Here is a 25,094-nt window from a genome sequence, read left to right as displayed (position 1 = left end):
TTCGATGGTGTTCCTTGCACTGACAGCGTGACGATCTTGGAGCAAATGTCATGACAGAAAAACACCTTTCCAGCCAGTTCGACAGCGAGCTCAACGGCGTGTCGTCGCGCGTGATGGAGCTCGGCGGGATGGTCGAGTCGCAGATCCACCAGGCGGTCTACGCGCTGTCGGAGTTCGACTCCGACGCCGCCGACCGCGTCGTGGAGACCGAGGCGCGCGTCAACGCGATGGAGATGGAGATCGACCGCGAGCTCTCGTCGATCATCGCGCGGCGCCAGCCGACCGCGCGCGACCTGCGCCTGCTCATCGCGATCTCCAAGACCACCGCCAACCTCGAGCGCGTGGGCGACGAGGCCAACAAGATCGCCCGCATGGTCAAGTCGATCATCGAGAGCGGCGCGGCACGGGCCTTGCCCTCGACCGAGCTGCGCATCGCCGCCGACCTGGCCTCGGGCCTGCTGCGCAAGGCGCTCGACGCCTTCGCGCGCCTGGACACCGCCGCGGCGCTGTCGATCCTCAAGGAGGACGACCAGATCGACCAGGAGTTCGACGGTTTCGTGCGCAAGCTCGTGACCTACATGATGGAAGACCCGCGCACGATCTCGGCCAGCCTCGACCTGCTGTTCCTGGCCAAGGCCATCGAGCGCATCGGCGACCACGCCAAGAACATCGCCGAATTCATCATCTACATCGTCAAGGGCGCCGACGTGCGCCACACGTCGATGGCCGAGATCGAATCGGCCTTGGAATAAGCTCGCCCCCAGGATGCGCGCACTGCGTGTCGCTCCTCCAACCCCCGGCCGGGGGCGACACCGGCGGCCCGGCGGAGCCGGTTCCGCGGTGTCCCGCGAAGAAATCCGGTCGAATTGAGCCGGTCAAGATTGGACCATCCGTCGTCATGAAGAAGCCCAGAGTCCTGATCGTCGAAGACGAGTCATCGATCGCCGAACTGATCGCCGTCAACCTGCGCCACAACGGCTTCGAGCCGATCTGGGCCGAGGACGGCGCGGCGGCGCAGCGCGAGATCGACACGCTCGCGCCCGACCTGATCCTGCTGGACTGGATGCTGCCGGGCCAGAGCGGCCTGCAGCTCGCCCGCCAGTGGCGCAAGGAGGCGCGCACCAAGGCGATCCCGATCGTCATGCTCACCGCGCGCGGCGACGAGCCCGACAAGGTGGCCGGCCTGGACGCCGGCGCCGACGACTACATCACCAAGCCGTTCTCCACTCAGGAGATGCTCGCGCGCATCCGCGCCGTGCTGCGCCGCCGCGCGCCGGAGGCACCGGACGAGCGCGTCGTCATCGGCGAGCTGATGCTCGACACCGCCACGCACCGCGTGACCTGGCAGGGCACGCCGTTGAAGGTGGGTCCGACCGAGTTCAAGCTGCTGGGCTACCTGATGCAGCACGCCGAGCGCGTGCACAGCCGCTCGCAACTGCTCGACAACGTCTGGGGCGACCACGTCTACATCGAGGAGCGCACGGTCGACGTGCACGTCAAGCGCCTGCGCGAGTCGCTGGGCACCGCCGCGCCGATGGTGGAGACGGTGCGCGGCGCGGGCTACCGCCTGACGGCGCAGGTCACGGTGTGACGCGCGGCCGACCACGGGCCGCCGGCGCTTCGCGCCCCGGGTGATCGGACGCCATGCCGTTTCGCATCGCGCTCTTCCTCCTGGCGACGCTCGCCGGCACGGTGTTCGTCGGCCTGACCTCCGGCTGGCCGCAGTCGGGGTGGGGCGCCTGGGCCGGGGCCGCCCTGTGGTTCGCGCTCGACAGCGTGCGCGGCCAGCGTTTCCTCCACGTGATGCGCAAGGACGTGGCCGGCCTGCCCACGCGCGGCGGCGGCATCTGGGGCGAACTCTCCGAACGCATCCGCAAGCTCCTGCGCGAGCGCGAGCAGCAGACCCGCCAGGCCGAGGAGCGACTGCAGGAGTTCCTGGCCGCCATCCAGGCCTCGCCCAACGGCGTGGTGCTGCTCGACGAGCAGGGTCGCATCGAGTGGTGCAACCAGACGGCGGCCGGGCAGTTCGGCATCGACGCCGAGCGCGACCTGCTCCAGCACCTGTCCAACCTCGTGCGCGATCCGGCCTTCATCGCCTACCTGGCCTCGCACAACTACAGCCGCGACGTCGTGATCGACGCCACGCACGCGCGCCACGGCGCCGGGCATCCGCCGATGCGCCTGTCGGTGCAGGTGCATCCCTACGCCGGCAACCGGCGCATGCTGCTCACGCGCGACATCACGGCGCTGGAACAGGCCGAGGCCATGCGGCGCGACTTCGTGGCCAACGTCTCGCACGAGATCCGCACGCCGCTGACGGTGCTCGCGGGCTTCGTGGAGACCCTGCAGAACCTGCCATTGGACGCCGAGGAGCGCGCGCGCTACCTGGCCCTGATGGCGCAGCAATCGCATCGCATGGAGACGCTGGTCAACGACCTGCTGACGCTGTCGCGCCTGGAAGGCAGCGCCGCGCCCAAGATCGGTCAGTGGACGCGCGTGCGGGCCCTGCTCGCGCAGTGCGAGGACGAGGCGCGCGGCCTGTCGAGCCGCCTGTCGCCGGGCCAGGCGCACCGGCTGGTGTTCGATCTCAAGGACGACGCCGAGATCGCCGGCGCGCCGACCGAGCTGCAGAGCGCCATGTCGAACCTGCTGAGCAACGCCATCCGCTACACCCCGGGTGGCGGCGAGGTGGTCGTGAGCTGGCGCGTGCTGGGCGACGGCCGCGGCGAGTACGCGGTGCGCGACAGCGGCCCCGGCATCGCGGCCGAGCACGTCCCGCGCCTGACCGAGCGCTTCTACCGCGTCGACCGCAGCCGCTCGCGCGAGACCGGCGGCACCGGCCTGGGCCTGGCGATCGTCAAGCACGTGGCGCAGCGCCATGGCGCCGAACTGCGCATCGAGAGCACGGTGGGCAAGGGCTCGCGCTTCGCGCTGCTGTTCCCGGCGTCGCGCCTGCGGCCGTTGCGCCCGGCGGCGACCGGCGCGGCCGTCAAGCCCGTCAGCGCGTCCGCCTGAGGGTGCGCAGGAGCAGCGCGGCGAACAGCAGCGCCGTCGCCGCCAGCGCCACCGCGCTCATGAGCCAGAAGGCCAGCGGCGAGCGCATCGCCTCCCACGGACCCAGACCGCGGTAGGCCAGCAGGTAGCTGCCGCCCAGGCCCACGCCCCAGAGCAGGCCGCAGTACAGGATCAGCGGCACCACCGTGATGCGGTAGCAGCGCAGGACGAACACGCACAGCGTCTGCACGGCGTCGGCGAGGTGGTAGAGCGCGGTCGCCAGCAGCAGCGTCGCCGCCATCGCGACCACGGCGGGACGCTCGGAGTAGACGCCCGCGAGCTGCCAGCGCAGCCCGACCATCGCCGTCGCCCAGACCAGCGCGCACAGCAGCGTGAGCTCGAAGCCGCGCCGGCAGGCCAGCCGCGCCCGTGCGTCGTCGCCCGCGCCGAGCCAGAAGCTCACGCGCGCGCTGGTGGCGATGGCCAGCGACAGCGGGAACATGTAGGCCACGGCGGTGAGGTTCGACGCGATCTGGTGCGCCGCCGAGGCCACCGTGCCCAGCCGGGCGATGAACAGCGCCATCAGCGTGAAGGACGTGACCTCCACCAGCACCGCCAGGCCGGCCGGAATGCCCAGTCGCGCGAACTGCGCGAGCGCGCGCCGGTCGGGTGGTTCCATGCGACGCCACAGGTCGTAGGCGGCGTAGAAGGACTCGCGCCGCAGCACGACGACGGCGCAGGCCAGCATGGTCCAGTTCACGGTCAGCGTGGCCCAGCCGCAGCCGGCCAGGCCCAGGGCCGGGACGCCCGCGCCGCCGAAGGTCAGCCACACCGACAGCGGCAGCTTGACGGCCAGCGCGCCCAGCTGCAGCCAGGTCACGAGCCGGGGCTTGCCCAGGCTCTGGTTGAGCGTGCCGAAGACGCGGAACAGCAGGGCCGGCGGCAGCGCGAAGGCCAGGATGGCGAGGTAGCGCTCGACGTCGCCGCGCAGGGTCGCCGGCACCTCGGTCCATTGCAGCAGCGCGCCGGGCATCAGCAGCACCGCCATGCCGACGGCGATGGCGAGGGCGCAGACGTAGAGCGACTGGCGCACCGAGCGGCCGACCTCCGCCGTGCGCCGCGCGCCGTGGAGTTCGGCCCACACCGGCAGCAGGGCCTGCACCACGCCCATGAGCGAGACGAAGACGCTGATGAAGATCGCCGAGCCCACCGACAGCGCGGCCAGCGCGCCCTCGGCGTAGCGGCCGGCCACGATGGTGTCGGTGACGCCGAAGGCCATCACCGCGAGCTGGCCGACCAGCACGGTGCCGGCGTGCCCGACGATCAGGCGACGCTCGCTGGCCGCCGGCGCGGTGCCGGCCGTCACGGGCCGGCGCGCTGGTAGAGCAGCAGGTCGTCGCTGGCGCTGCTCGGACGGCGCAAGGTGCCGACCAGTCGCCAGCGCTCGAAGCTGGCGACGTCCTTCAGACTGCCGATGGCGTCGGGGCCGACGACCATCCAGCCGCACGATGTGTCCGCCGCGAACGGCCGCAGGTCGAAATTGCCGTGGTGGCGCAGCGCCGCGATCTGCGAGCGCCCGACGCCCAGGAGCGCGAGGCAGGCGCCGGGCCGATCGCGCGCCGGGCCGTCGACGCGCTCGATGCGCTCGGCGATGGCGCGCACCTGCGGCGCGTAGCTCAGGGCGTAGTCGAGCGAGGGCAGCCAGAGCGTGGTGCCCAGCAGCCAGCACAGCGCCGCGCCGCCGCCGGGCAGCACCAGCGACTTCCACAGCGCCGCCCGGTGCCGGCCGCTGCGCCAGCGCACCAGCGCGCACCACGCCAGCGTCGCCGCGATGGCGAAGATCAGCGTGAGCCAGGAGAACTGCGGCACGAAGCCCGGCGTCAGCCGCGCGACGCTGGCGGCCATCTTGGGCGGCGTGCCGGTCTGCATGGCGATCCAGTAGCCCCAGATGATGACGGCGGCGCTGCTGAAGAAGAGCAGGGTGAACCAGTCGACCAGCGCCGCCACGCTGCGCCGCAGGGTCGGCAGCGCGAAGGCGGCCAGGGTGGCGATGGCGGGCAGGCCCAGCAACAGCGAGCGGTCGGTGAAGTCCGTGGTCCAGGTGGCCGCCAGGGGCACCGCCATGAACAGCAGCGGCAGCGCCAGGTGACGCGCGGCCAGTTGCCCGCGCCAGCGCCACAGCGTCCATACCACCAGCGGCCACGCCGGCCAGGTGAACCACAGCATCAGCCGGATCAGGCTGCGCAGGTCGGAGCCCAGCGACTTGCCCGGATCCGTGCCCGGCAGCGAGATCTGCCAGTGCCACAGCCCCAGCACGGCCCCGAGCCCGGCGACGGCCAGCGCGACGCCGCCGATGCGCAGCGCCGTGTCGGCGGGATAGAGCGGGGCCTCGCGCGTGATGTCGGCGTAGAGCGTGGTGGTGTCGCTCGCGCGGCGGGCATGGCGCCGGCGGTCGATGGAAACGACCGCGGCACCGCCCAGCCCGAGCGCCAGCGCCACGGCCGGCGCGCCGCTCAGGGTCAGCCCGAGCAGGCCGGCCGCGAGCGCGGCCCAGGCAACGCGCCGGTGGTAGGGCACGGCGGCGACGCCGTAGAGCAGCCAGGAAGCGAAGAAGAGCTGCGCCAGCGCCGGCGTGGTCTCGTGGCCGAGCTGCGCCAGGCCCAGGCAGGCGATCAGCGCCAGCAGCGCGCCGTCGGCGATGGCGCGGGCGTAGTCGGTGGGCCGCGCCTCGCCGCCGAAGGCGAAGGCGACGGGCTGCGCGTCGGGCGTGCGCGCCAGGTGGTAGACCGCGTACCAGGTCGCCGCGAAGACGCCCCACAGCAGCAGCGCGAAGGCGATGCGCACCGCGAGGTCGGGCGTGATCCAGCCTGGCGCGATCTTGATCGCCAGCGCGCCGAACCAGTAGGGGAAGAGGGCGGGCGTGTCGGGCCGCAGGCCCAGCAGCAGGGGATCGAACCAGCGCGCGAGGCCTTCGGAACTGCGCGCGAGTTCGGCCATGTAGCCGTAGCTGGCGATGTCGGCGCTCTTCCAGGGACCGCGCCCGAGCAGGCCGGGCATCAGGTAGGCGGCGCACAGCAGGAGCAGCGCGAGGCGCGGCATCCGGCGCGCGGCGCTCTGGGCAACGATCGCGGGCGTCGGTTGGCTCAAGGCAGGAGGAAAGGAAGAGGGATCGGGAAAGAAAAAGGGCAGCGCGGTAAACCGGGCTGCCCTCGACTGGAAGCGATCGCCTTACTTGGCGACGGCGCCGGTGGTCTTGCCGAAGCGGTTGCGGAACTTCTCGACGCGACCGCCCATGTTGTCCACCGACTTCTGGGTGCCGGTGTAGAAGGGGTGCGATTCGCTCGTGGTGTCGAGCTTGAACAGCGGCAGTTCGCGGCCGTCGTCGGTGGTGCCCATCTCGCGGGTGTTCGCGCACGAACGGGTCACGAACTTGAAGCCGTTCGACATGTCCTGGAACAGGACTTCGCGGTAGTTCGGGTGGATGCCTTCTTTTGCCATGGTGTGTTTCCTTGCGGGGTCGATGCGAGAGCCACAGGCCGGCGATCGTGCGTGATCGCGGACCGTCCCTGACGGGGCAGGACGGAGTTGCCCTGCTGCACTTTTCGCGGAGCCCATAATTATCGCATACTGAAGGAACATGAACACGTCGAACACGTCACCCCTGCGCGTCGGCCTCGTCGGCTACGGCTTCGCCGGCCAGACCTTCCATGCGCCGGTGCTGGCGTCCGTTCCGGGTCTGGAGCTGGTCGCCGTCGCCAGTTCGAAGCCCGAGCGCGTGCGCGCCGACTGGCCCGGCGTCGCCGTCGAGCCCGACGCCGCCGTGCTGTGCGCCCGCGACGACGTCGACCTGGTCGTGATCGCCGCACCCAACGACCAGCACCACCCGCTGGCGGCGCAGGCGCTGCGCGCCGGCAGGCACGTCGTGGTGGACAAGCCCTTCGTGCTCGACGCCGCGCAGGCGCGCGAACTCGCGGGCCTGGCGAAGACGCACGGCCGCGTGCTCTCGGTCTACCAGAACCGCCGTTTCGACGCCGACTTCCTGACCCTGCGCGACCTGCTCGCGAGCGGCGTGCTGGGCCGTCCGGTGTACTTCGAATCGCATTTCGACCGCTTCCGCCCCGAGGTGCGCGAACGCTGGCGCGAGCAGGCCGTGCCGGGCGCGGGCCTGTGGCTGGACCTGGGCTCGCATCTGCTCGACCAGGCCGTGCAGCTCTTCGGCCGCCCCGACGCCCTCCGGCTCGACACCGCCGCCCTGCGCGACGGCGCCGTGGTCGAGGACCACTTCCACGCCGTGCTGCGCTACGACGCCGGCCCCCACGCCCCGCTGCGCGTCGTGCTGCACGCCACCACGCTCGCCGCCCATGCCGCGCCGCGCTACGTCCTGCACGGCACCCGGGGCAGCTACGTCAAGCATGGCGTCGATCCGCAGGAGGACGCCCTGCGCGCCGGCCGGCGCCCCGGCGCCGAGGACTGGGGCGTCGACCCGCACCCCGGCGCCCTCAAGGTCGCGGCCTTCGAGAACTGGTTTCGCGACAGCACCGTCCCCAACCGCCGCGGCAACTACGCCGACTACTACGCCGCCGTCCGAGACGCCATCCGCGGCACCGCCCCCAACCCCGTCCCGCCCGAACAGGCCGTCGAACTCATGGAGTTGCTCGACGAAGGCCGGCGCAGCGCGGCCGAAGTGCAAGGCCAAGGCAGATCCGGCGCCTGACGGATCACGTCGTCCTGGCCCAGCCTCCACACCGCACGTCGGCCACGCGGCCGGCACGGTTCCAGACCATCCGGACCCAGACGCAAAAAAGCCCGTCGCAGACGGGCTTTTTCGTTCGCGGACATCGAGGAGCCGGCTCCGCCGGGCCTCCGGTGTCGCCCCCTGCAAGGGGGTAGGCGAAGCGACACGAAGTGCGCGCAGACTGGGGGTCAGCCACCTCTTCTCATCATGTCGAAGAACTCCACGTTCGTCTTCGTCGCCTTCATGTTCTTGAGCATCAGCTCCATCGACTCGATCTCGTCCATGTTGTACATGAGCTGGCGCAGGATGCGGGTCTTCTGCAGGATCTCCGGCGGCAGCAGCAGCTCCTCGCGGCGCGTGCCGCTGCGGTTGAGCTGGATCGACGGGAACACGCGCTTCTCGTAGAGGCGGCGGTCGAGGTGGATCTCGGAGTTGCCGGTGCCCTTGAACTCCTCGAAGATCACTTCGTCCATGCGGCTGCCGGTGTCGATCAGCGCGGTGCCGATGATGGTCAGCGAGCCGCCTTCCTCGACGTTGCGCGCCGCGCCCAGGAAGCGCTTGGGACGCTGCAACGCGTTGGAGTCCACGCCGCCGGTCAGCACCTTGCCCGAGGAGGGCACGACGTTGTTGTAGGCGCGGGCGAGGCGGGTGATCGAGTCCAGCAGGATCACCACGTCCTTCTTCAGTTCGACCAGGCGCTTGGCGCGCTCGATCACCATCTCGGCGACGTGCACGTGGCGCGCGGCCGGCTCGTCGAAGGTCGAGGCGATGACCTCGCCCTTGACGGTGCGCTGCATCTCGGTCACTTCCTCGGGCCGCTCGTCCACCAGCAGCACCATCATGTGCACCTCGGGATAGTTGGCGCTGATGGCGTGGGCGATGTGCTGCATCATCACCGTCTTGCCGCTCTTGGGCGGCGCCACCAGCAGGGCGCGCTGGCCCTTGCCGATGGGGGCGATGATGTCGATGATCCGGCCGGTGATGTTCTCGTCGCCCTTGACCCCGTCGCGCTCGAGCTTCATCTGCTCCTTGGGGAACAGCGGCGTCAGGTTCTCGAACATCACCTTGTGCTTGTTCTGCTCCGGCGGGCCGCCGTTGACGGCGTCGAGCTTGGTCAGCGCGAAGTAGCGCTCGCCGTCCTTGGGGGTGCGGACCTCGCCCTCGACCATGTCGCCGGTGTGCAAGTTGAAGCGGCGCACCTGGCTCGGCGAGATGTAGATGTCGTCGGTGCTGGCGGTGAAGCTGGTGTCGGGGCTGCGCAGGAAGCCGAAGCCGTCGGGCAGGATTTCGAGCACGCCGTCGGCGAAGACCTGTTCGCCGGCCTTCGCGCGCTTCTTGATGATCGCGAACATCAGCTCCTGCTTGCGCATCCGGCCGGTGTTTTCGATCTCAAGGGCCTCGGCCTGCTTGAGGACTTCAGACACGTGGAGTGCCTTGAGTTCGTTTAAGTGCATGGAGCGACCCCACACGGGGGCAATGTCGAACGGGAAACGGGGGGAGGTTCGGGAAGAGGCGAGAACGGCCTCGGGAACCGGGGAACTCAAACCGGGCGGGCCGGTGATCTGTTCGGGATTATGACAGGAAAAACCGGGGCGGCCGCCGCGTTGCGCGGGGGCCGCCGCTCCAGAACGCTCAGGCGAGCTGCTGGTCGATGAAGGCGGTCAGCTGCGCCTTGCTCATGGCGCCGACCTTGGTGGCGGCGAGCTGGCCGTCCTTGAAGATCATCAGCGTGGGGATGCCGCGGATGCCGAACTTGGCCGGGATGTCGCGGTTCTCGTCGACGTTCATCTTGGCGATCTGCAGCTTGCCCTTGTAGGTGTTGGAGACCTCGTCGAGGATGGGCGCGATCATCTTGCAGGGACCGCACCACTCGGCCCAGTAGTCCACCAGCACGGGCTGGCCGGACTTGAGCACGTCGGCTTCGAAAGAGGAGTCGGAGATGTGTTTGATGAGTTCGCTGGCCATGATGGGGGTCCTTGAAGCGCTGGGGGTACGGCGCCCGTCCGGGTACCGCTAAAGTGCGGTTCATTGTGACAGAAACGCCTCTGTCGACGTGCGGCGCGGGACACCGCGTTCGCTATGGGCGCCATGGGTGGGACGAGGGTGGAAACGCAGCGGTCCGCCCCCATGTCGCGACTCGCCCGCCCGCCGCGCCTCCCCCCCCGCTTCCTCTCCGATTCCCGATGACACCACCTCCCACCGTCCATCCCGTGCAGGCCCTCTGGTCCGACCCCGACCACGGCGTGGTGGCGCGCATCGACGAGGTCATGGCGCGCCACGGCGTGCGCCCGGCGCGCTGCGTCGTGCTCGTGCCCTATGCGCAGCTGATGGGCGTGGCCGGCGCGATGTGGGCGCGCTGCGCGACCGCCGGCGGCGCGCCGCGCTTCGAGACGACGCGCAACTGGGCGCGCGGGGCGGGCGAATTCATCCCCGCCGCGCACGACCTCTCCTTCGACATGGCCCGCGACTTGGTCACGGCCCAGGCGCTGCTGGCGCAGACCAGCTTCGGCGCCGACAAGCAGACGCTCGCCGGCAGCCTGGTCGAGCTGGCCTGCCAGCTCGCGCCGCTGGCCGCCGCGCGGCACCCCGACGCACGCGCCGCCTGGATGCTGGAACTGCAGTCGGCCCTGCGCATCGAGGGCGATGCCGAGTGGTTCAAGACCGAGGGCGCGCTCAACGCCATCGCGCTGGCCTGGGTCGCCACCACGGCCTACGCCACCGACGTGCTGCTGCAGGGGCCGGACGCGACGCACGTCGACCTGCTGATCGTGCTGGAGGGCCTGCAGGCCGATCCGCTCGCGCTCGCGCTGTGCGAGCGCTGGGGCGAGTCGGCGGAGCGCATCCCGTTCCCGGCCTGCGAGGCGCCGGCCGGGCCGGCCCGGCTGCACGCCGCGGCCGACCCCCAGGACGAGGCCGAGCGCGCCGCCGCCTGCGTGATGCGCCGGCTGGCCGAGGGCCACGACGCCGTCGCGCTGGTGGCCACCGACCGCGTGCTCACCCGCCGCATCGCCGCGCAGCTGCAGTCGCTGGGCGTGCCCACGCACGACGAGACCGGCTGGAAGCTCTCCACCACCCGCTCGGCCGCGACGCTGATGGGCGCATTGCGGGCCTGCGCCCGCGAGGCGACGAGCGACGAGGTGCTCGACTGGCTCAAGAGCACCGGCGACCTGCCGGCCGAGGAGGTCGACGCCCTGGAGACGCGCCTGCGCCGCGAGGGCCTGCGCGAATGGCGCCGCTGGTCGCGCGCCATCGCCGCCGGCACGCGCGACGAGGACGCGCCGTTGCGCCGCCTGACCGCCACCGTCGACGCGCGCCGCGCCGGCCTGTCGAAGGCGCGTTCGCTCGACGACTGGCTGCGCGACCTGCGCCGCCTGCTGGAGGCGACGGCGGCCTGGGACGCGCTGGCCGCCGACGCCGCCGGCGCCGGGGTCGTGACGGCGCTGTGGCTGGACGACGGCGGGAGCGAGGGCGACGCGACGCCCGTCGCCGGTGGGGAGGGCCGCGTCCACGGCGCGCCGGCAGGGGCGTCCGACGCCGGCCCCGCCGCCGCGCCCGGCCACCGCCTCTCCGACGGCCGCTTCACCCTCGGCGAATTCACCGGCTGGGTGCGCGACGTGCTGGAGGCCGGCAGCTTCGTGCCGCCGGCCGGCGGCGCCGCGTCGCACGTCATCGTGCTGCCGATGCAGCAACTGCTCGGCCGCGCCTTCGACGCGGTGGTGATGCCCGGTTGCGACGAGCGGCGCCTGCCGGCCTCGCCCGAGCCGCCCGGCGCCTGGACGGCGGCCCAGCGCCTGGCGCTGGGCCTGCCCTCGCGCGAGGCGCTCGAGGCCGCCCAGCGCGCCGCCTGGGCGATGGCGCTGTGCCAGCCGCGCTGCGAGCTGCTCTGGCGCGTGGCCGATTCGACCGGCGAGCCGATGCGCCCGAGCGCCTTGCTGCAGGCGCTGCGGCTCGACGGCGGCGCGGTCGACGGCGTCGACCCCCGCGTCGCCGACGCGATTGAACTGCGACCGACGGCGCGCCCCGCGCCCAGCGGCGCCGCCCTGCCGCTGGCCACCGTCTCCACCAGCGTCTACGAGGACCTGCGCCGCTGCCCGTACCGCTTCTTCGCCCTGCGCCAGCTCGGCCTGCGCAACGCCGACGAGATCGACTCGCAGGTCGACAAGCGCGACTTCGGCAACTGGCTGCACGCGGTGCTCGGCCACTTCCACGAAGCGCTGCGGCACGTCCCCGACGCCGACGCAGCGGCGCGCCTGGCGCTGATCGAGCAGGCGGCCGAACGCGCCACGCGCGAGGCGGCCCTGGGCGCGGCCGAGTTCCTGCCCTTCGCCGCCGCCTGGCCGGCGGTGCGCGACGGCTACCTCGACTGGCTGCGCGCGCACGAGGCCGAGGGCGCCGTGTTCGTCGAGTCCGAGCCCTGGATGCGCCAGCCGCTCGGCACGCTCGAACTGGTGGGCCGGCTCGACCGCATCGACCGCACCGCCGACGGCCGCGCCTTCGTCATCGACTACAAGACCGAGGCGCTCAAGACCACCGAGGACCGCGTCAAGGACCCGGCCGAGGACACCCAGCTCGCCTTCTACGCCGCGCTCATGGCCGACGACACCCTGCGCGCGGCCTATGTCAACGTCGGCGAGCGTTCGCCGGGCACGAAGACGGTGGAGCAGCCCGAGGTCGTCGCCGCGCGCGACGCGCTGGTCCACGGCCTGATGGACGACTTCGCGCGCATCGCCGACGGCGCCCCGCTGCCGCCGCTGGGCGAGGGCGCGGTGTGCGACCACTGCGACGCGCGCGGCCTGTGCCGGCGCGATTCGTGGAGCGACGAGGCCGTCGCCACCGCGCCGCAGGGCGGCGGGGGGCTGGCGGCCGACGACCGGGTGGCGGCGGCCGAGCCCTCGCCGCCGGAGGCCGAGGACCTGCCGGTGGCCGCCGCGCCGGCCTACGAGCACAACGGGCGACCGGTCGCGCGCGAGGCCTTCTACCGCATCGCCTGCGACCCGCGCCGCAACGTCGCGGTGGAGGCCTGCGCCGGCGCCGGCAAGACCTGGATGCTGGTCTCGCGCATCGTGCGCGCCTTGCTGGAGGAGGGCGAGGGCGCCTGCGAGCCGCACGAGATCCTGGCCATCACCTTCACCCGCAAGGCCGCCGGCGAGATGGGCGCGCGGCTCGACCAGTGGCTGGCGCAGTTCGCCGGCCAGACGCCGGAGGCATTGACGACCGAGCTGGTGCTGCGCGGCATGGCGCCCGGCGCCGCCGCCGCCGCCGCGCCGCGCCTGAAGGGGCTCTACCGGCGGCTGCTCGACGGCGGCCGGCCGGTGCAGTTCCGCACCTTCCACGCCTGGTTCGCCGGCCTGGTGCGCAACGCGCCGATGGCCGCGCTGACGGCGCTGGGCCTGCCGGCCCACTACGAACTGCTGGAGGACGACGCCGAGGCGCGCGGCCAGGCCTGGCGCCCGTTCTTCGAGGCCGTCGCCGCCGATGCCGACGCGCTGGCCGACTACCGCGCGCTGGTCGCCACGCACGGGCGCTCGCAGATCGCCAAGGCGCTGGGCGAGGCGCTGACGCGGCGCGTGGAGTTCACGCTGTCGGAGCCGGAGACGGCGGTGCAGCCCTTCGGCGTCCTGCACCCGTCGCTCGACGGCCTGCGCGAGCCCGCCGACGCCCTGGCCACCGAGGCGGCGCGGCGCGACTGGCTGGCGCGCGCCGCCGCGCTCGGCCGCGAGACCAACAAGACGCCGCAGAAGGCGGCCGAGGCGATCGTCGCGGTCTTCGGCGACGGCGTGCCGGCCACGGAGGACGGCCCCGCGGCGCTGGCGCGCCTGCGCAAGGCCTTCTTCGTCGCCGCCGAGGACCGCCTGACCAACCACCTGCGCAAGTACGAGGCCGCCCAGTCCGCCGAGGCCGATCTGCAGGTGCTGTGCGCGGCCCAGGCCCAGCACGCGGCGTGGTGCCACCAGCAGCGCATGACGCGGCTCACGCGGCTGCTGATCGACGCCTTCTCGCAGGTCAAGCGCCGCAACGGCTGGATCGACATGAACGACATCGAGCAGGCCGCGCAGCTGCTGCTGGGCCAGTCGGCGCTCTCGGGCTGGGTGCAGGAGCGGCTCGACGCGCGCGTCGCGCACCTGCTCATCGACGAGTTCCAGGACACCAACCCGCTGCAGTGGCAGGCGCTGCACGCCTGGCTGAGCGGCTACAGCGGCGCCGGCGCGCGGCCGCCGGGCGTGTTCGTCGTCGGCGATCCCAAGCAGAGCATCTACCGCTTCCGCCGCGCCGAGCCGCAGGTCTTCATCGCCGCCAAGGACTTCGTGCGCGCCGGTCTCGGCGGCGAGCTGCTGAGCTGCGACCACACGCACCGCAACGCGCGGCGCGTCGTCGGCCTGGTCAACCACGCGATGCGCGCGGCGCAGGCGCAGTTCGAGGGCTTCCGCGACCACAGCACCCAGCGCGACGACGACGGCGCCGTGCAGAAGCTGCCCGCCATCGCGCGCGACGCCGTGACGGCGCTGGCGGACGCCGACCCCGATGCGGGCGATGGCGCCCTGCGCTGGCGCGACAGCCTCGCGACCCCGCGCGTGCTGCCCGAGACGCGCCTGCTGCAGCTCGAGTGCGAGCAGGCCGCGCGCTGGGTCGCCGCGCGCATCGCCGAGGGTGTCGCGCCCCGGGAGATCATGGTGCTGGCCCGCCGCCGCAGCCGCCTGGCGGCCATGCAGGACGCCCTGCGCGCCCGCCGCATCGCCACCGAGCAGCCCGAGAAGAACGACCTGCACGACGCCCCCGAGATCCAGGACGTGGTCGCGCTGGTCGACGCGCTGGTCTCGCCGTCGCACGACCTGTCGCTGGCCCGCGCGCTGAAGTCGCCGCTGTTCGGGCTGGACGACGCGGCGCTGGTGGAACTGGCGCTGCGCCAGCGGGCGCGGAAGGGCACCGGCTGGTCGGCGCTGTTGGGCATCGACGAGGCGGCGGCGGACACCGCAGGCGCGTCGATGGATGCGGGCACCGAGGCGGGCGGGGGCGTGGAGGAGGTCGGAGACATCGCGATGCCTTCGATGGCCGGCACGGCCGACGTCGGCGCCGGATTCGATCCGGCGGGAGACGACCGCTTCGACGACGTGCCCGACTTCGGCGATGCGCTCGATCTCGGCGACGTGCCCGACTTCGGCGACCGGTCCGACGTCGAGGAGGGCCTGGGCGTCATGGCGCGCGAGGCCGACATCGACTTCGGGGACCCCGTCGACAGCGGCGTCGCCGCGCGCGCCAATGCCGATCGCGCCGTCGCCGCCGTGTCATCGAACGCCGGGCCGTCGAAGGTGCCGGCATCGTCGTCGACCGCACGGCCGCCATCGCCCCTGCCGCCCGCGCTCGCCGCCGTCGTGCCGGTGCTGCGCCGCTGGCGCGGCTGGCTGCGCGCTCTGCCGCCGCACGACGCGCTCAGCGCGATCTACGAGGACGGCGACGTGCTGGCGCGCTTCGGCGCCGCCGCGCCACCGACCCTGCGCGATGGCGTGCTGGCCAACCTGCGCAGCCTGCTGGGCGCGGCGCTGGACATCGAGGGCGGACGCTTCGCCACGCCCTACGCCCTGGTGCGCGCCCTGCGCGCCGGCGGCGTGCGCGCGCCGTCGGTGGCCGGACCCGACGCCGTGCGCCTGCTGACCGTGCATGGCGCCAAGGGGCTGGAGGCCGACCACGTCCTGATGCTCGACTGCGACGCCGCCGCGCCGCGCGCCCAGACCATGGGCGTGCTCATCGAGTGGAAGGGCGACCGGGCGCGGCCCGGCCGCTTCGTCTTCGTGGCCAGCGAGAAGCATCCGCCGGCCTGCGCCGCGACCCTGCTGGACGAGGAGCAAGCGGCGCGCCTGCGCGAGGAACTCAACGGGCTGTACGTGGCGACCACGCGCGCGCGCGACCGGCTCGTGCTGTCGTCGGTGCAGCCCGCGCGCCCGGCCGACGGCAGCTGGTGGCTGCGACTGCAGGGCCAGTGCGAGCCCGTGACCGCGCGGGAACCGCCGCGCGACACCGCCGCCGGGCACGCCGGCCGTGAGCGGCGCGGCGACGCCGTCGGCACCGGCTCCGGTGGCCTCGGCCATGAAGGCGGCGCGGACCGCGGCGCCGCCGCGACTTTCGTATTGAAGCGTCCGCCGCGCCGGCTGGCGTCGGCACGCCCGATGACGGCCCCGGCCGGAGGCGCCGCGACCGCGGCGTCACCGACCGGACCGGATGAACCTGTGACCCCTGAATGAACGACAACGAATCCCCTCCCGCTTCCGTCCCCACGTCCGCCGCCGCGTCGCCGCTGGCGTCCGTCCCGTCCCCCGTCGTCGTCGTCGGCGGCGGTCCCGCCGGCCTGATGGCCGCCGAGGTCCTGAGCGCGGCCGGCGTGCCCGTGCACGTCTACGACGCCATGCCCTCGGTCGGGCGCAAGTTCCTGCTGGCCGGCCGTGGCGGCCTGAACCTCACGCACGCCGAGCCCTTCGAACGCTTCGTCGCCCGCTTCGGCGAGCGGCAATCCGTCGTCGAGCCGATGCTGCGCGCCTTCGATCCCGACGCGCTGCGCGCCTGGGCCGCCGGCCTGGGCGTCGAGACCTTCGTCGGCACGTCCGGCCGGGTGTTCCCTGTCGGCATGAAGGCGGCGCCGTTGCTGCGGGCCTGGCTGCAGCGCCTGCGCGCGGCCGGCGTGCGCTTTCACATGCGGCACCGCTGGACCGGCGGCATCGACGTCGTCACCGCTCCGAACGCCGCCGATGCCCGGCCGGCATCCGCGGGCGATCCCGCCGTCGAGGCGGTCCCGACGGCGGCGTCCGGGCCGGTGCTCCGGCTGTGCTTCGATGCGCCGACCGGTCCCGTGGCGGTGGATGCCGGCGCCGTCGTCCTGGCGCTCGGCGGTGCGAGCTGGCCGCGCCTGGGGTCCGACGGCGCCTGGGTGCCCTGGCTGCGCGAGCGCGGGGTCGCCGTCGATGCGCTGGTGCCGGCGAACTGCGGCTTCGACATCGGCTGGAGCGCGCACTTCGCCGAACGCTTCGCCGGCCAGCCGCTGAAGTCGGTGGCCATCGATTTCACCGACGCCCGGGGCCGGCGCTTCGCGCGCAAGGGCGAGTTCGTCGCCACCGCCACCGGCATCGAGGGCAGCCTGGTCTATGCCGCCTCGGCCCTGCTGCGCGACGAGATCGCCGCCCGTGGCCACGCCACGCTGCACCTCGACCTGCTGCCCGACCGCGACGCGGCGCAGGTGCTCGCCGCCGTCGCCCACCCGCGCGGCTCGCGCTCGCTCGCCAGCCATCTCAAGGGCCGGCTGGGCCTGGAAGGCGTCAAGGCCGGGCTGCTGCACGAGGCGCTGTCGCGCGAGGCGATGCACGATCCGGCGCGGCTGGCGGCGGCGATCAAGGCGCTGCCGCTGCGCCTCGTGGCGGCGCGTCCGGTGGCCGAGGCCATCAGCAGCGCCGGCGGCGTGCGCTTCGAGGGGCTCGACGCCGGCCTGCAGGCCCATGCGCTGCCCGGCGTCTTCTGCGCCGGCGAGATGCTCGACTGGGAGGCGCCGACCGGCGGCTACCTGCTCAGCGCGAGCATGGCCAGCGGCCTGGCGGCGGCCCGCGGCGTGCTGCGCCGGCAGGGCATCGCGCCGTCCGCCTCGGACCCTGGGTAAGCCATCCGGCTAATAGGCAGACCGGACGCGACGCCGGACAATCGCCGGGTTCAGACAAAGGCCCGGCGCATGCATCCGCAAGTCGACATCACGAAGATCGCCGAGGGCGAGTACGGCTACAGCGTGAGCATGGCGGACGCCGACAAGCGCCACGTGCGCGAGGGCCTGGCGTCGATCGCCGAGTGCCTGCACGACGCCGCAACCGCGCTCGCGGGGCATTTCGACATCGCCGCGCTGAGCTTCGAGGGCCGTCCGCTCGGGGCCTATCACGTCGCGGCGATGGAGCACCGCACCCTCGCGCTGGCCGAGACCCTGAGGCTGCGGCTCGCGGCCCGGGACGTCCGGGGCCAACGCCCCTGAGGAGCGCCCCGCCGGGGGGCGAAACCTATAATCGACGGGCATTCCAGCCCCTCGAATCCAGCGGCCGGCGGGCCTTCCAGGACCGGCGGCGCGAGCACCTCCACATCCCATGAGCCAGCCCACCTTCACGGTCGCGGACATCCGCAAGACCTTCCTCGATTTCTTCGCCTCGAAGGGCCACACGATCGTCGCGTCGAGCCCGCTGGTGCCGGGCAACGACCCGACGCTGATGTTCACGAACTCGGGCATGGTCCAGTTCAAGGACGTGTTCCTGGGCGAGGACAAGCGTCCCTACGTGCGCGCCACCTCGGTTCAGGCCTGCCTGCGCGCCGGCGGCAAGCACAACGACCTGGAGAACGTGGGCTACACCGCGCGCCACCACACCTTCTTCGAGATGCTGGGCAACTGGAGCTTCGGCGACTACTTCAAGCGCGAATCGCTGCAGTGGGCCTGGGAACTGCTCACCCAGGTCTACCGGCTACCGGCCGAGCGCCTGCTGGCCACCGTCTACGAGGAAGACGACGAGGCCTACGACATCTGGACGAAGGACATCGGCCTGCCGCCCGAGCGCGTGATCCGCATCGGCGACAACAAGGGCGGGCGCTACAAGTCCGACAACTTCTGGATGATGGCCGACACCGGCCCCTGCGGCCCGTGCAGCGAGATCTTCTACGACCACGGCCCGCACATCCCCGGCGGCCCGCCCGGCAGCCCGGACGAGGACGGCGACCGCTTCATCGAGATCTGGAACAACGTGTTCATGCAGTTCGACATGGCCGCCGACGGCAGCGTCACGCGCCTGCCCGCGCCCTGCGTCGACACCGGCATGGGGCTGGAGCGCCTGGCCGCCATCCTGCAGCACGTCCACAGCAACTACGAGATCGACCTGTTCGACGCCCTCATCAAGGCCGCCGCGCGCGAGACCGGCACGACCGACCTGGGCCACAACAGCCTGCGCGTGATCGCCGACCACATCCGCGCGACCGCCTTCCTGGTGACCGACGGCGTGATCCCCTCCAACGAGGGCCGCGGCTACGTGCAGCGCCGCATCGTGCGCCGCGCCATCCGCCACGGCTACAAGCTCGGCCGGAAGAAGCCCTTCTTCCACAGGCTGGTGCCCGACCTGGTCGCGGTGATGGGCGAGGCCTACCCGAAGCTGGTGGCCGACGAGGCGCGCATCGTCGAGGTGCTGAGGACGGAGGAGGAGCGCTTCTTCGAGACGCTGGCCAACGGCATGGAGATCCTCGACGCCGCGCTGGGCGGCGGCGCGACGACGCTGCCGGGCGAGGTCGCCTTCAAGCTGCACGACACCTTCGGCTTCCCGCTCGACCTGACGCAGGACGTCTGCCGCGAGCGCGGCGTGAGCGTCGACGCCGCCGGCTTCGCCGCCGCGATGGAGAAACAGAAGGCCGCCGGTCGCGCCGCCGGCAAGTTCAAGATGGACCGCAACGTCGACTACGCCGGCCACGGCAACGTCTTCACCGGCTACGAGCGCCTGGAGGAGTCCGCCCGCGTCGTCGCGCTCTACGCCGACGGCGTGGCGGTCGGCGAACTGAAGGAAGGCCAGCCGGGCATCGTCGTGCTCGACACCACGCCGTTCTATTCGGAGAGCGGCGGCCAGGTCGGCGACCAGGGCGTCATCGGCGCCGAGGGCGTGCAGTTCGGCGTCGAGGACACGCAGAAGATCAAGGCCGACGTCTTCGGCCACCACGGCACGCAGACGCAGGGCACGCTCCGGGTCGGCGACGCGGTCCGGGCGGCGGTCGACGGCGACCGCCGCGCGGCCACGCAGCGCAACCACAGCGTCACCCACCTGATGCACAAGGCCCTGCGCGACGTGCTGGGCACGCACGTGCAGCAGAAGGGCTCGCTGGTCGACGCCGACAAGACGCGCTTCGACTTCGCCCACAACGCGCCGGTCACGCCGGCCCAGGTGTCGGAGATCGAACGGCGCGTCAATGCCCAGATCCTCGCGAACGAGGCCAACGTCGTGCGTGTCCTGCCCATCGAGGAGGCGCAGAAGACCGGCGCCATGATGCTGTTCGGCGAGAAGTACGGCGAGACGGTGCGCGTGATCGACATCGGCGACAGCCGCGAACTCTGCGGTGGCACGCACGTGCGGCGCACCGGCGACATCGGCCTGTTCAAGGTGACGGGCGAGGGCGGCGTCGCCGCCGGCGTGCGCCGCATCGAGGCCGTCACGGGCGCCAACGCGCTGCACTACCTGCAGGACCTGGAGTCGACCGTGCACAGCGTCGCCTCGACCCTGCGCACGCCGGCGGCCGAGTTGCAGTCGCGCCTGGGCCAGGTGCTCGACCAGATGAAGTCGCTGGAGCGCGAGATCGGTGCCCTCAAGGGCAAGCTGGCCGCCTCCAAGGGCGACGAGCTGGTGGGGCAGGCCGTCGACGTCGGCGGCGGCGTCCAGCTGCTGGTCGCCCGGCTCGACGGCGGCGACGCCAAGACCCTGCGCGACACCATGGACAAGCTCAAGGACAAGTTGAGCTCGGCCGTGCTCGTGCTGGCGGTGGTCGAGGGCGCCAAGGTGCAGCTGGCCGCGGGCGTCACCGGCGGCGCGCTGGGCAAGGTCAAGGCGGGCGAACTGGTCAACTTCGTCGCCCAGCAGGTCGGCGGCAAGGGCGGCGGCAAGCCCGACATGGCGATGGCCGGCGGCACGGACGCCGGCGCGTTGCCGGGCGCGCTCGCGTCGGTCCGGGACTGGGTGGCCGGTCGCCTCTGAACGTCGGCGACGCTCGCCGGTGCGGCGTCCGCGGCGCCGGCGACGTCCGGTGGCTGCCGACGCCGCGGTTTTCATTCCGCCTACACCCCGCACGGCCGACGCGGCCGATGAAACGCCTTTCGTCGATCCATCGACATGCGAAGGAGCGTTCCATGCCCAGAGGTGACAAGTCCGCCTACACCGACAAGCAGAAGCGGCAGGCCGAGCACATCGAGGAGAGCTACGAGCAGCGCGGGGTGCCCGAAGCGGAGGCCGAAGCACGTGCCTGGGCCACGGTCAACAAGGAGAGCGGCGGCGGCAAGAAGAGCGGTTCGGGTCGGGGCCGGCCCGAGAACCACGCGCCGTCCCGCGAGGGCGGCAAGGTCGGCGGGGCCGCATCGGCCGCCCGCACGCCGGAACAGCGATCCGCCTCGGCGAAGAAGGCCGCCGCGACGCGCAAGCGCAATGCCGCTGCCGCCGCCACGGCGTCATCCTGAAGTCGTGGCCGGGCACGGCCTCGACGATCGACGGCGGCCCGGTCACCCGTGCCTTCTGTCGGAACGGCGCCACGGTTTGCGGGCCAATGCAGGTCATCGCGTCACGAACCTGTGACGACCGACGGTGATCGATGACCAGCGTCGACCAAGGGGCAGGCTTGACGCCCGAAGAGTCCAATGTTGTGATTTAGTTCACACAACAATCGGAGCCTCTCCATGTACCCCCTCGATTCCTCGCGCCGCTCGTTCTTCCGTCTGGGCTACGGCGCGCTCGGCATGGCCGCCAGCCTCGGCGCCCTGTCGTCCCATGCCGCCGAGGGTCCGAAGACCACCATGACCCCGGCCCAGGCGCTGGCCAAGCTCAAGCAGGGTCACGAGGACTTCCTGAACGACAAGCCGACCCTGAAGACCGCGCGCGACAGCGATCGCCGCCTGGCCATCGCGCGCGCGCAGGTGCCGTTCGCGGTGCTGGTGGGGTGTTCCGACAGCCGCGTGCCGCCCGAACTGCTGTTCGACACCGGACTGGGCGAACTCTTCATCGTGCGCAATGCCGGCAACACCATCGACACGGTCGCCATGGGCAGCATCCAGTACGCCGTGCAGGTGCTCAACGTACCGCTGATCCTGGTGCTGGGCCACGAACGCTGCGGCGCGGTGGACGCGGCGGTGTCGGTGGTCGAGAAGAACACGGTGTTCCCGGGCAGCATCGGGCAGATGGTCGAGCCGATCATCCCGGCCGTGCTCAAAGCCAAGGCGATGGGCGCCGCGGCGGGCGAGGACCTGCTCGACGGCGCGGTGCGCGAGAACGTGCGCCGCACCGTCATGCGGCTGCGCACCGCGGAGCCGACGCTGGCCGATCCGATCCAGGCCAACAAGCTGATGGTGGTGGGTGCGCGCTACGACCTGGACGACGGCAAGGTCGACTTCTTTATTCAGTAGGCTCACCCCCAGTCTTCGCGCACTGCGTGTCGCTTCGCCAACCCCCTTCCAGGGGGCAACACCGGTGGCCCGGCGGAGCCGGTTCCACGGTGTTTCTGGTCTCTGGCCGTGACGGTTTCATGGCGCGCGCGGGCGCTGTCGGCTTCTTCTCAGCGGACGAAGACGAGGTCCCAGACGCCGTGGCCGAGGCGCAGGCCGCGGTTCTCGAACTTGGTGAGGGGGCGGTAGGCGGGCTTGGGGGCGTAGCCGGCGGCTGCCGATCCGTCCGCCGTGGCGGCGTTTGCCGGGGGCGCCGAGTTGCGCAGCAGGGGCTCGCCGGAGAGCACCTCGAGCATCTGCTCGGCGTAGGGCTGCCAGTCGGTGGCGCAGTGCAGGTAACCGCCCGGGGCGATGCGCTCGGCGAGCTTGCGCACCAGCGGCGGCTGGATCAGGCGGCGCTTGTTGTGGCGCGCCTTGTGCCACGGGTCGGGGAAGAAGATGTGCACGCCGGCGAGCGTGGCCGGCTCGATCATGTGGTCGAGCACGTCGACGGCGTCGTGGGCGCAGATGCGGATGTTGGTCAGGTTCTGCTCGCCGATGCGCTTGAGCAGCGCGCCGACGCCGGGCTCGTGGACCTCGCAGCACAGGAAGTCGGTCTCGGGCATCAGCGCGGCGATGTGCGCCGTGGCCTCGCCCATGCCGAAGCCGATCTCCAGCACGGTCGGCGCCCGGCGCGAGAAGGCGGCCTCGAAATCGAGCGGCTCGGCGCGGTAGGGCAGCAGGAAGCGCGGGCCGACCTGCTCGTAGGCGCGCTTCTGGCCGTCGGTGGTGCGGCCGGCGCGCTTGACGAAACTCTTGAGGCGGCGGTGCAGCGGGTGGGGGCTGTCGGGATCGAGGGCGGTGCGGGGAGCGTCGGCGTCCTCGGGGCGGCCGATGTCGGGGGGAGTTGGGTTCGTCACGGGCGCGGATTGTAGAGATCGCGCCACGGCGCGACCCAGCCCGCCAGGGCCGTGGCCGGATCGCGCGCCGTCCCGGCCGACGTGCACGCCGCATCGGGCAGCCCGAGCGCATGCGCCGCCGCCGCCAGCGCGGCGAGGGCCTCGGCCGGCGTGCCGGTGTCGATGGGTCGGGCGCCGTTCTGCTTGGAGAGCTTCTGCCCGTCGGCCGCCAGCACCAGCGGCGTGTGCAGGTAGCTCGGCGTGGGCAGGCCGAGGGCGCGCTGCAGCAGGATCTGGCGCGCCGTGTTGTCGGCCAGGTCGGCGCCGCGCACGACGTCGGTCACGCCCTGGTCGGCGTCGTCGACCACCACGGCGAGCTGGTAGGCCCAGGGGCCGTCGGCGCGCTGCAGCACGAAGTCGCCGACCTCGGCGACCACGTCCTGCCGCTGCGCGCCGAGTCGGCGGTCGGTCCAGTCGACGACGGCGTGGGCGTCCATGGGGATGTCGGCGACCGGTGCGTCGGCGGCGCCTGGCGTGCCGCCGGCCGCCGACACCGGGTCGTCGCACAGGCCGCCCGCGTCGTCGCCGAGCGGCCGCACGGCGAAGCGCCACGCGCGGGGCGGACGGCCGCGCAGACCGCAGCGGCAGGTGCCGGGATACACGCGCTCGCCGTGGCGCCGGTGCGCGACCCCCCGCCGCGCGAGGGCCTCGTCGATGTCCTTGCGCGAGCAGGCGCACGGGTAGGCGCGTCCGGCGGCGGCCAGCCGGACCAGGGCACGCTCGTAGCGGTCGGTGCGATCGGTCTGGCGCACGGGAGGCGCGTCCGGGACCAGTCCGCAGGCGGCGAGCTGGCGCAGGATGTGCTCGTCGAGCCCCGGCAGGCAGCGCTCGGTGTCGGCGTCCTCGATGCGCACCAGCCAGCGGGCGGCGGGGCCGCGCGCGCGCACGTCCAGCCAGCTCGCCAGCGCCGCGACCAGGGAGCCGGCGTGCAGCGGGCCGGTGGGCGACGGTGCGAAGCGGCCGACGGCGCGCGATCCGGTCGACCCGATCACACGCGTTCGCTCAGAGCGCGGCGAGCGCGAGCGAGAGTCCCGAGAGGAAGGCGTCCTCCACCCGGTGGCCCATGCACCAGTCGCCCGCCAGGCCGATGCGCGCCTTGGGGTCCCACAGGTGCGGCTGTCCCAGCGGCGCCTGCGTCTGGGCCTCGGGCCAGCAGCGCGCCCGCGCGTAGCTGGGCGTCGCGTGGATGCCGGTGATCTCGGAGAAGGCGCGCAGCAGCTTGGCCTCGACGCGCGCGGCATCGTCGCGCAGGTGCTCCTGCGACCACGCGGGGCTGGCCTGCAGGGTCCAACGCTCGACGGCGTCGCGCCCCGGCTTGGAGGATTCGCGCGCCAGCCAGGCCACCCGGTGGTGCGTGCTGCGCGCCACGTTCCACTGCGGCCCCAGGTGCGACAGCGTCGCCTGGTTGGCCTGCGGGAAGGCGATCATGAGCGTCCAGCAGGGTGAGGCCTGCACCTTGGCGATGGCGCGGGCGAGCGCCGCCGGCAGGGCGGACTTCGCCGTCGCCGCCGTGCCGGACGCCGTCGCGCCCGGGCCCAGCAGCAGGCGCGCGCAGGCCGGCGGCACGGTCAGCAGCACGGCGTCGAAGTTCGAATGCACGCCGGTCGCGCCGTCGGCACCCTCGGTGCGCAGCTGCCAGCGGCGGCGGTTGAGCGCGTCGGGCTCGATGCGCGTCACGCGCGCGCCGGACACCAGCCGCTCGCCCAGTGGCGCGGCCCAGCGTCCGACCAGCGCGCCCATGTTCGGCTGTGCCACCCAATGCTTCTCGAGCGAGGGCAGGGCGGCCTCGGCCACGCGGCCGTGGGGGTCGAGCACGCGCACGAGGTTGGCGCTCCACGGCTTGCACACGCCCGGCGCGGTCTTCAGCGCCAGTTCGAAGCGCGGGTCGCGCACGGTGAAGTACTGCGCGCCGCTGTCGAACGAGCCGAAGGGCGTCGACTCGCTGGCCATGCGGCCACCCGGGGTGGCTTCGCGCTCGAACACCGTGACCTCGTGCCCGGCCTGCAGCAGCGTGCGCGCGCAGGCCACGCCCGCGATGCCGGCGCCGACGACGGCGAAGCGGCGCGGCGCCGCCGCAGCGGCGTCCGGGGCCGGGGCGGGATCCGGCCGTGGGCGCGACGCGGCGGCGGGTGCGGGGGCGGCGGCGGCGGCGGGAGTTCGGTGGCGGTCGGGGCGGCGGCGGGTGGACATGGACGGGTCTCTTTCTTCGTGCTGACGTTCGATGAGGGGACGGAAGGAG

Annotated in this window: 18 protein-coding genes; 10 read left to right on the top strand and 8 right to left on the bottom strand. The window is 72.7% G+C overall.

From position 1 onward, the window contains the following. Positions 1-50 precede the first annotated feature (50 nt). The 3 genes from phoU (at position 51) to phoR (ending at position 3,015) form a co-directional block, all read left to right on the top strand. Positions 51-752 carry a phosphate signaling complex protein PhoU gene (gene phoU / locus ABID77_RS04260; RefSeq protein WP_429591348.1) on the top strand — a complete coding sequence of 234 codons (702 nt, stop codon included), beginning with the start codon at positions 51-53 and terminating at the stop codon, positions 750-752. Between the two features lie 146 nt (positions 753-898). Continuing rightward, complete coding sequence (gene phoB / locus ABID77_RS04255; protein ID WP_429591346.1) at positions 899-1,591, top strand: phosphate regulon transcriptional regulator PhoB; 693 nt, start codon at positions 899-901, stop codon at positions 1,589-1,591. A gap of 53 nt (positions 1,592-1,644) precedes the next feature. Then, positions 1,645-3,015, top strand: coding sequence for a phosphate regulon sensor histidine kinase PhoR (gene phoR / locus ABID77_RS04250; RefSeq protein ID WP_429591343.1), 1,371 nt, complete (start codon positions 1,645-1,647; stop codon positions 3,013-3,015). Here the strand turns inward: phoR and ABID77_RS04245 are convergent. From ABID77_RS04245 to ABID77_RS04235, 3 genes are all read right to left on the bottom strand, one after another. Then, positions 2,999-4,360, bottom strand: coding sequence for an MATE family efflux transporter (locus ABID77_RS04245; RefSeq protein WP_429591340.1), 1,362 nt, complete (start codon positions 4,358-4,360; stop codon positions 2,999-3,001). The genes phoR and ABID77_RS04245 overlap by 17 nt on opposite strands. After that, on the bottom strand, positions 4,357-6,141 hold the full coding sequence (locus tag ABID77_RS04240) for a hypothetical protein (protein WP_429591337.1): 1,785 nt from the start codon (positions 6,139-6,141) through the stop codon (positions 4,357-4,359). The genes ABID77_RS04245 and ABID77_RS04240 overlap by 4 nt, the downstream gene beginning before the upstream one ends. A gap of 81 nt (positions 6,142-6,222) precedes the next feature. Next, a complete protein-coding gene (locus ABID77_RS04235; protein ID WP_429591334.1) occupies positions 6,223-6,492 on the bottom strand; it encodes a type B 50S ribosomal protein L31 in 270 nt (89 codons plus the stop codon). A 139-nt stretch (positions 6,493-6,631) separates the two neighbouring features. On the opposite strand from ABID77_RS04235, the gene ABID77_RS04230 reads away from it, so the two are divergent. Next, the gene (locus ABID77_RS04230; protein ID WP_429591331.1) at positions 6,632-7,708 is read left to right on the top strand and encodes an oxidoreductase; all 1,077 of its coding nucleotides are present in this window, start codon (positions 6,632-6,634) and stop codon (positions 7,706-7,708) included. Between the two features lie 209 nt (positions 7,709-7,917). Here the strand turns inward: ABID77_RS04230 and rho are convergent, their stop codons facing one another. Together rho and trxA are read right to left on the bottom strand one after the other, a co-directional pair. Then, positions 7,918-9,183 carry a transcription termination factor Rho gene (gene rho / locus ABID77_RS04225; RefSeq protein WP_429591328.1) on the bottom strand — a complete coding sequence of 422 codons (1,266 nt, stop codon included), beginning with the start codon at positions 9,181-9,183 and terminating at the stop codon, positions 7,918-7,920. A gap of 178 nt (positions 9,184-9,361) precedes the next feature. Then, positions 9,362-9,694, bottom strand: a complete 333-nt coding sequence (trxA, locus tag ABID77_RS04220; RefSeq protein WP_429591325.1) for a thioredoxin TrxA — start codon at positions 9,692-9,694, stop codon at positions 9,362-9,364. A 218-nt stretch (positions 9,695-9,912) separates the two neighbouring features. Here trxA and ABID77_RS04215 point away from each other — a divergent pair, with 218 nt between their 5' ends. The 6 genes from ABID77_RS04215 (at position 9,913) to ABID77_RS04190 (ending at position 21,878) form a co-directional block, all read left to right on the top strand. Beyond that, positions 9,913-15,966 carry a PD-(D/E)XK nuclease family protein gene (locus ABID77_RS04215; RefSeq protein WP_429591322.1) on the top strand — a complete coding sequence of 2,018 codons (6,054 nt, stop codon included), beginning with the start codon at positions 9,913-9,915 and terminating at the stop codon, positions 15,964-15,966. Next, on the top strand, positions 15,963-17,366 hold the full coding sequence (locus tag ABID77_RS04210) for a TIGR03862 family flavoprotein (protein ID WP_429591319.1): 1,404 nt from the start codon (positions 15,963-15,965) through the stop codon (positions 17,364-17,366). The genes ABID77_RS04215 and ABID77_RS04210 overlap by 4 nt, the downstream gene beginning before the upstream one ends. Before the next feature lie 69 nt (positions 17,367-17,435). Beyond that, complete coding sequence (locus ABID77_RS04205; protein WP_429591317.1) at positions 17,436-17,726, top strand: hypothetical protein; 291 nt, start codon at positions 17,436-17,438, stop codon at positions 17,724-17,726. Positions 17,727-17,835: 109 nt separating this feature from the next. Continuing rightward, complete coding sequence (gene alaS, locus ABID77_RS04200) at positions 17,836-20,463, top strand: alanine--tRNA ligase (protein ID WP_429591314.1); 2,628 nt, start codon at positions 17,836-17,838, stop codon at positions 20,461-20,463. A 152-nt stretch (positions 20,464-20,615) separates the two neighbouring features. Continuing rightward, positions 20,616-20,939, top strand: a complete 324-nt coding sequence (locus ABID77_RS04195; RefSeq protein ID WP_429591311.1) for a plasmid stabilization protein — start codon at positions 20,616-20,618, stop codon at positions 20,937-20,939. Between the two features lie 216 nt (positions 20,940-21,155). Next, entirely contained in the window at positions 21,156-21,878 is a 723-nt protein-coding gene (locus tag ABID77_RS04190) for a carbonic anhydrase (protein ID WP_429591308.1), read from the top strand. 149 nt (positions 21,879-22,027) lie between these two features. Here ABID77_RS04190 and trmB read toward each other — a convergent pair whose 3' ends face one another. From trmB to ABID77_RS04175, 3 genes are read right to left on the bottom strand one after another with little or no spacing between them, the layout of a single operon-like run. Beyond that, positions 22,028-22,816 (bottom strand): tRNA (guanosine(46)-N7)-methyltransferase TrmB, encoded by a 789-nt coding sequence (gene trmB / locus ABID77_RS04185; protein WP_429591305.1) that lies wholly within the window; start codon positions 22,814-22,816, stop codon positions 22,028-22,030. Beyond that, positions 22,813-23,847 carry a tRNA glutamyl-Q(34) synthetase GluQRS gene (gene gluQRS / locus ABID77_RS04180; RefSeq protein ID WP_429591302.1) on the bottom strand — a complete coding sequence of 345 codons (1,035 nt, stop codon included), beginning with the start codon at positions 23,845-23,847 and terminating at the stop codon, positions 22,813-22,815. Before gluQRS ends, trmB begins: the two co-directional genes overlap by 4 nt. 10 nt (positions 23,848-23,857) lie before the next feature. Then, positions 23,858-25,045, bottom strand: a complete 1,188-nt coding sequence (locus tag ABID77_RS04175; RefSeq protein ID WP_429591299.1) for an NAD(P)/FAD-dependent oxidoreductase — start codon at positions 25,043-25,045, stop codon at positions 23,858-23,860. Between the last annotated feature and the right edge of the window lie 49 nt (positions 25,046-25,094).

It is taken from the genome of Variovorax sp. PvP013, assembly GCF_050435945.1.
Taxonomy (GTDB): Bacteria; Pseudomonadota; Gammaproteobacteria; order Burkholderiales; family Burkholderiaceae_C; genus Variovorax.
This window is presented reverse-complemented; position numbering and strand designations above follow the sequence as displayed.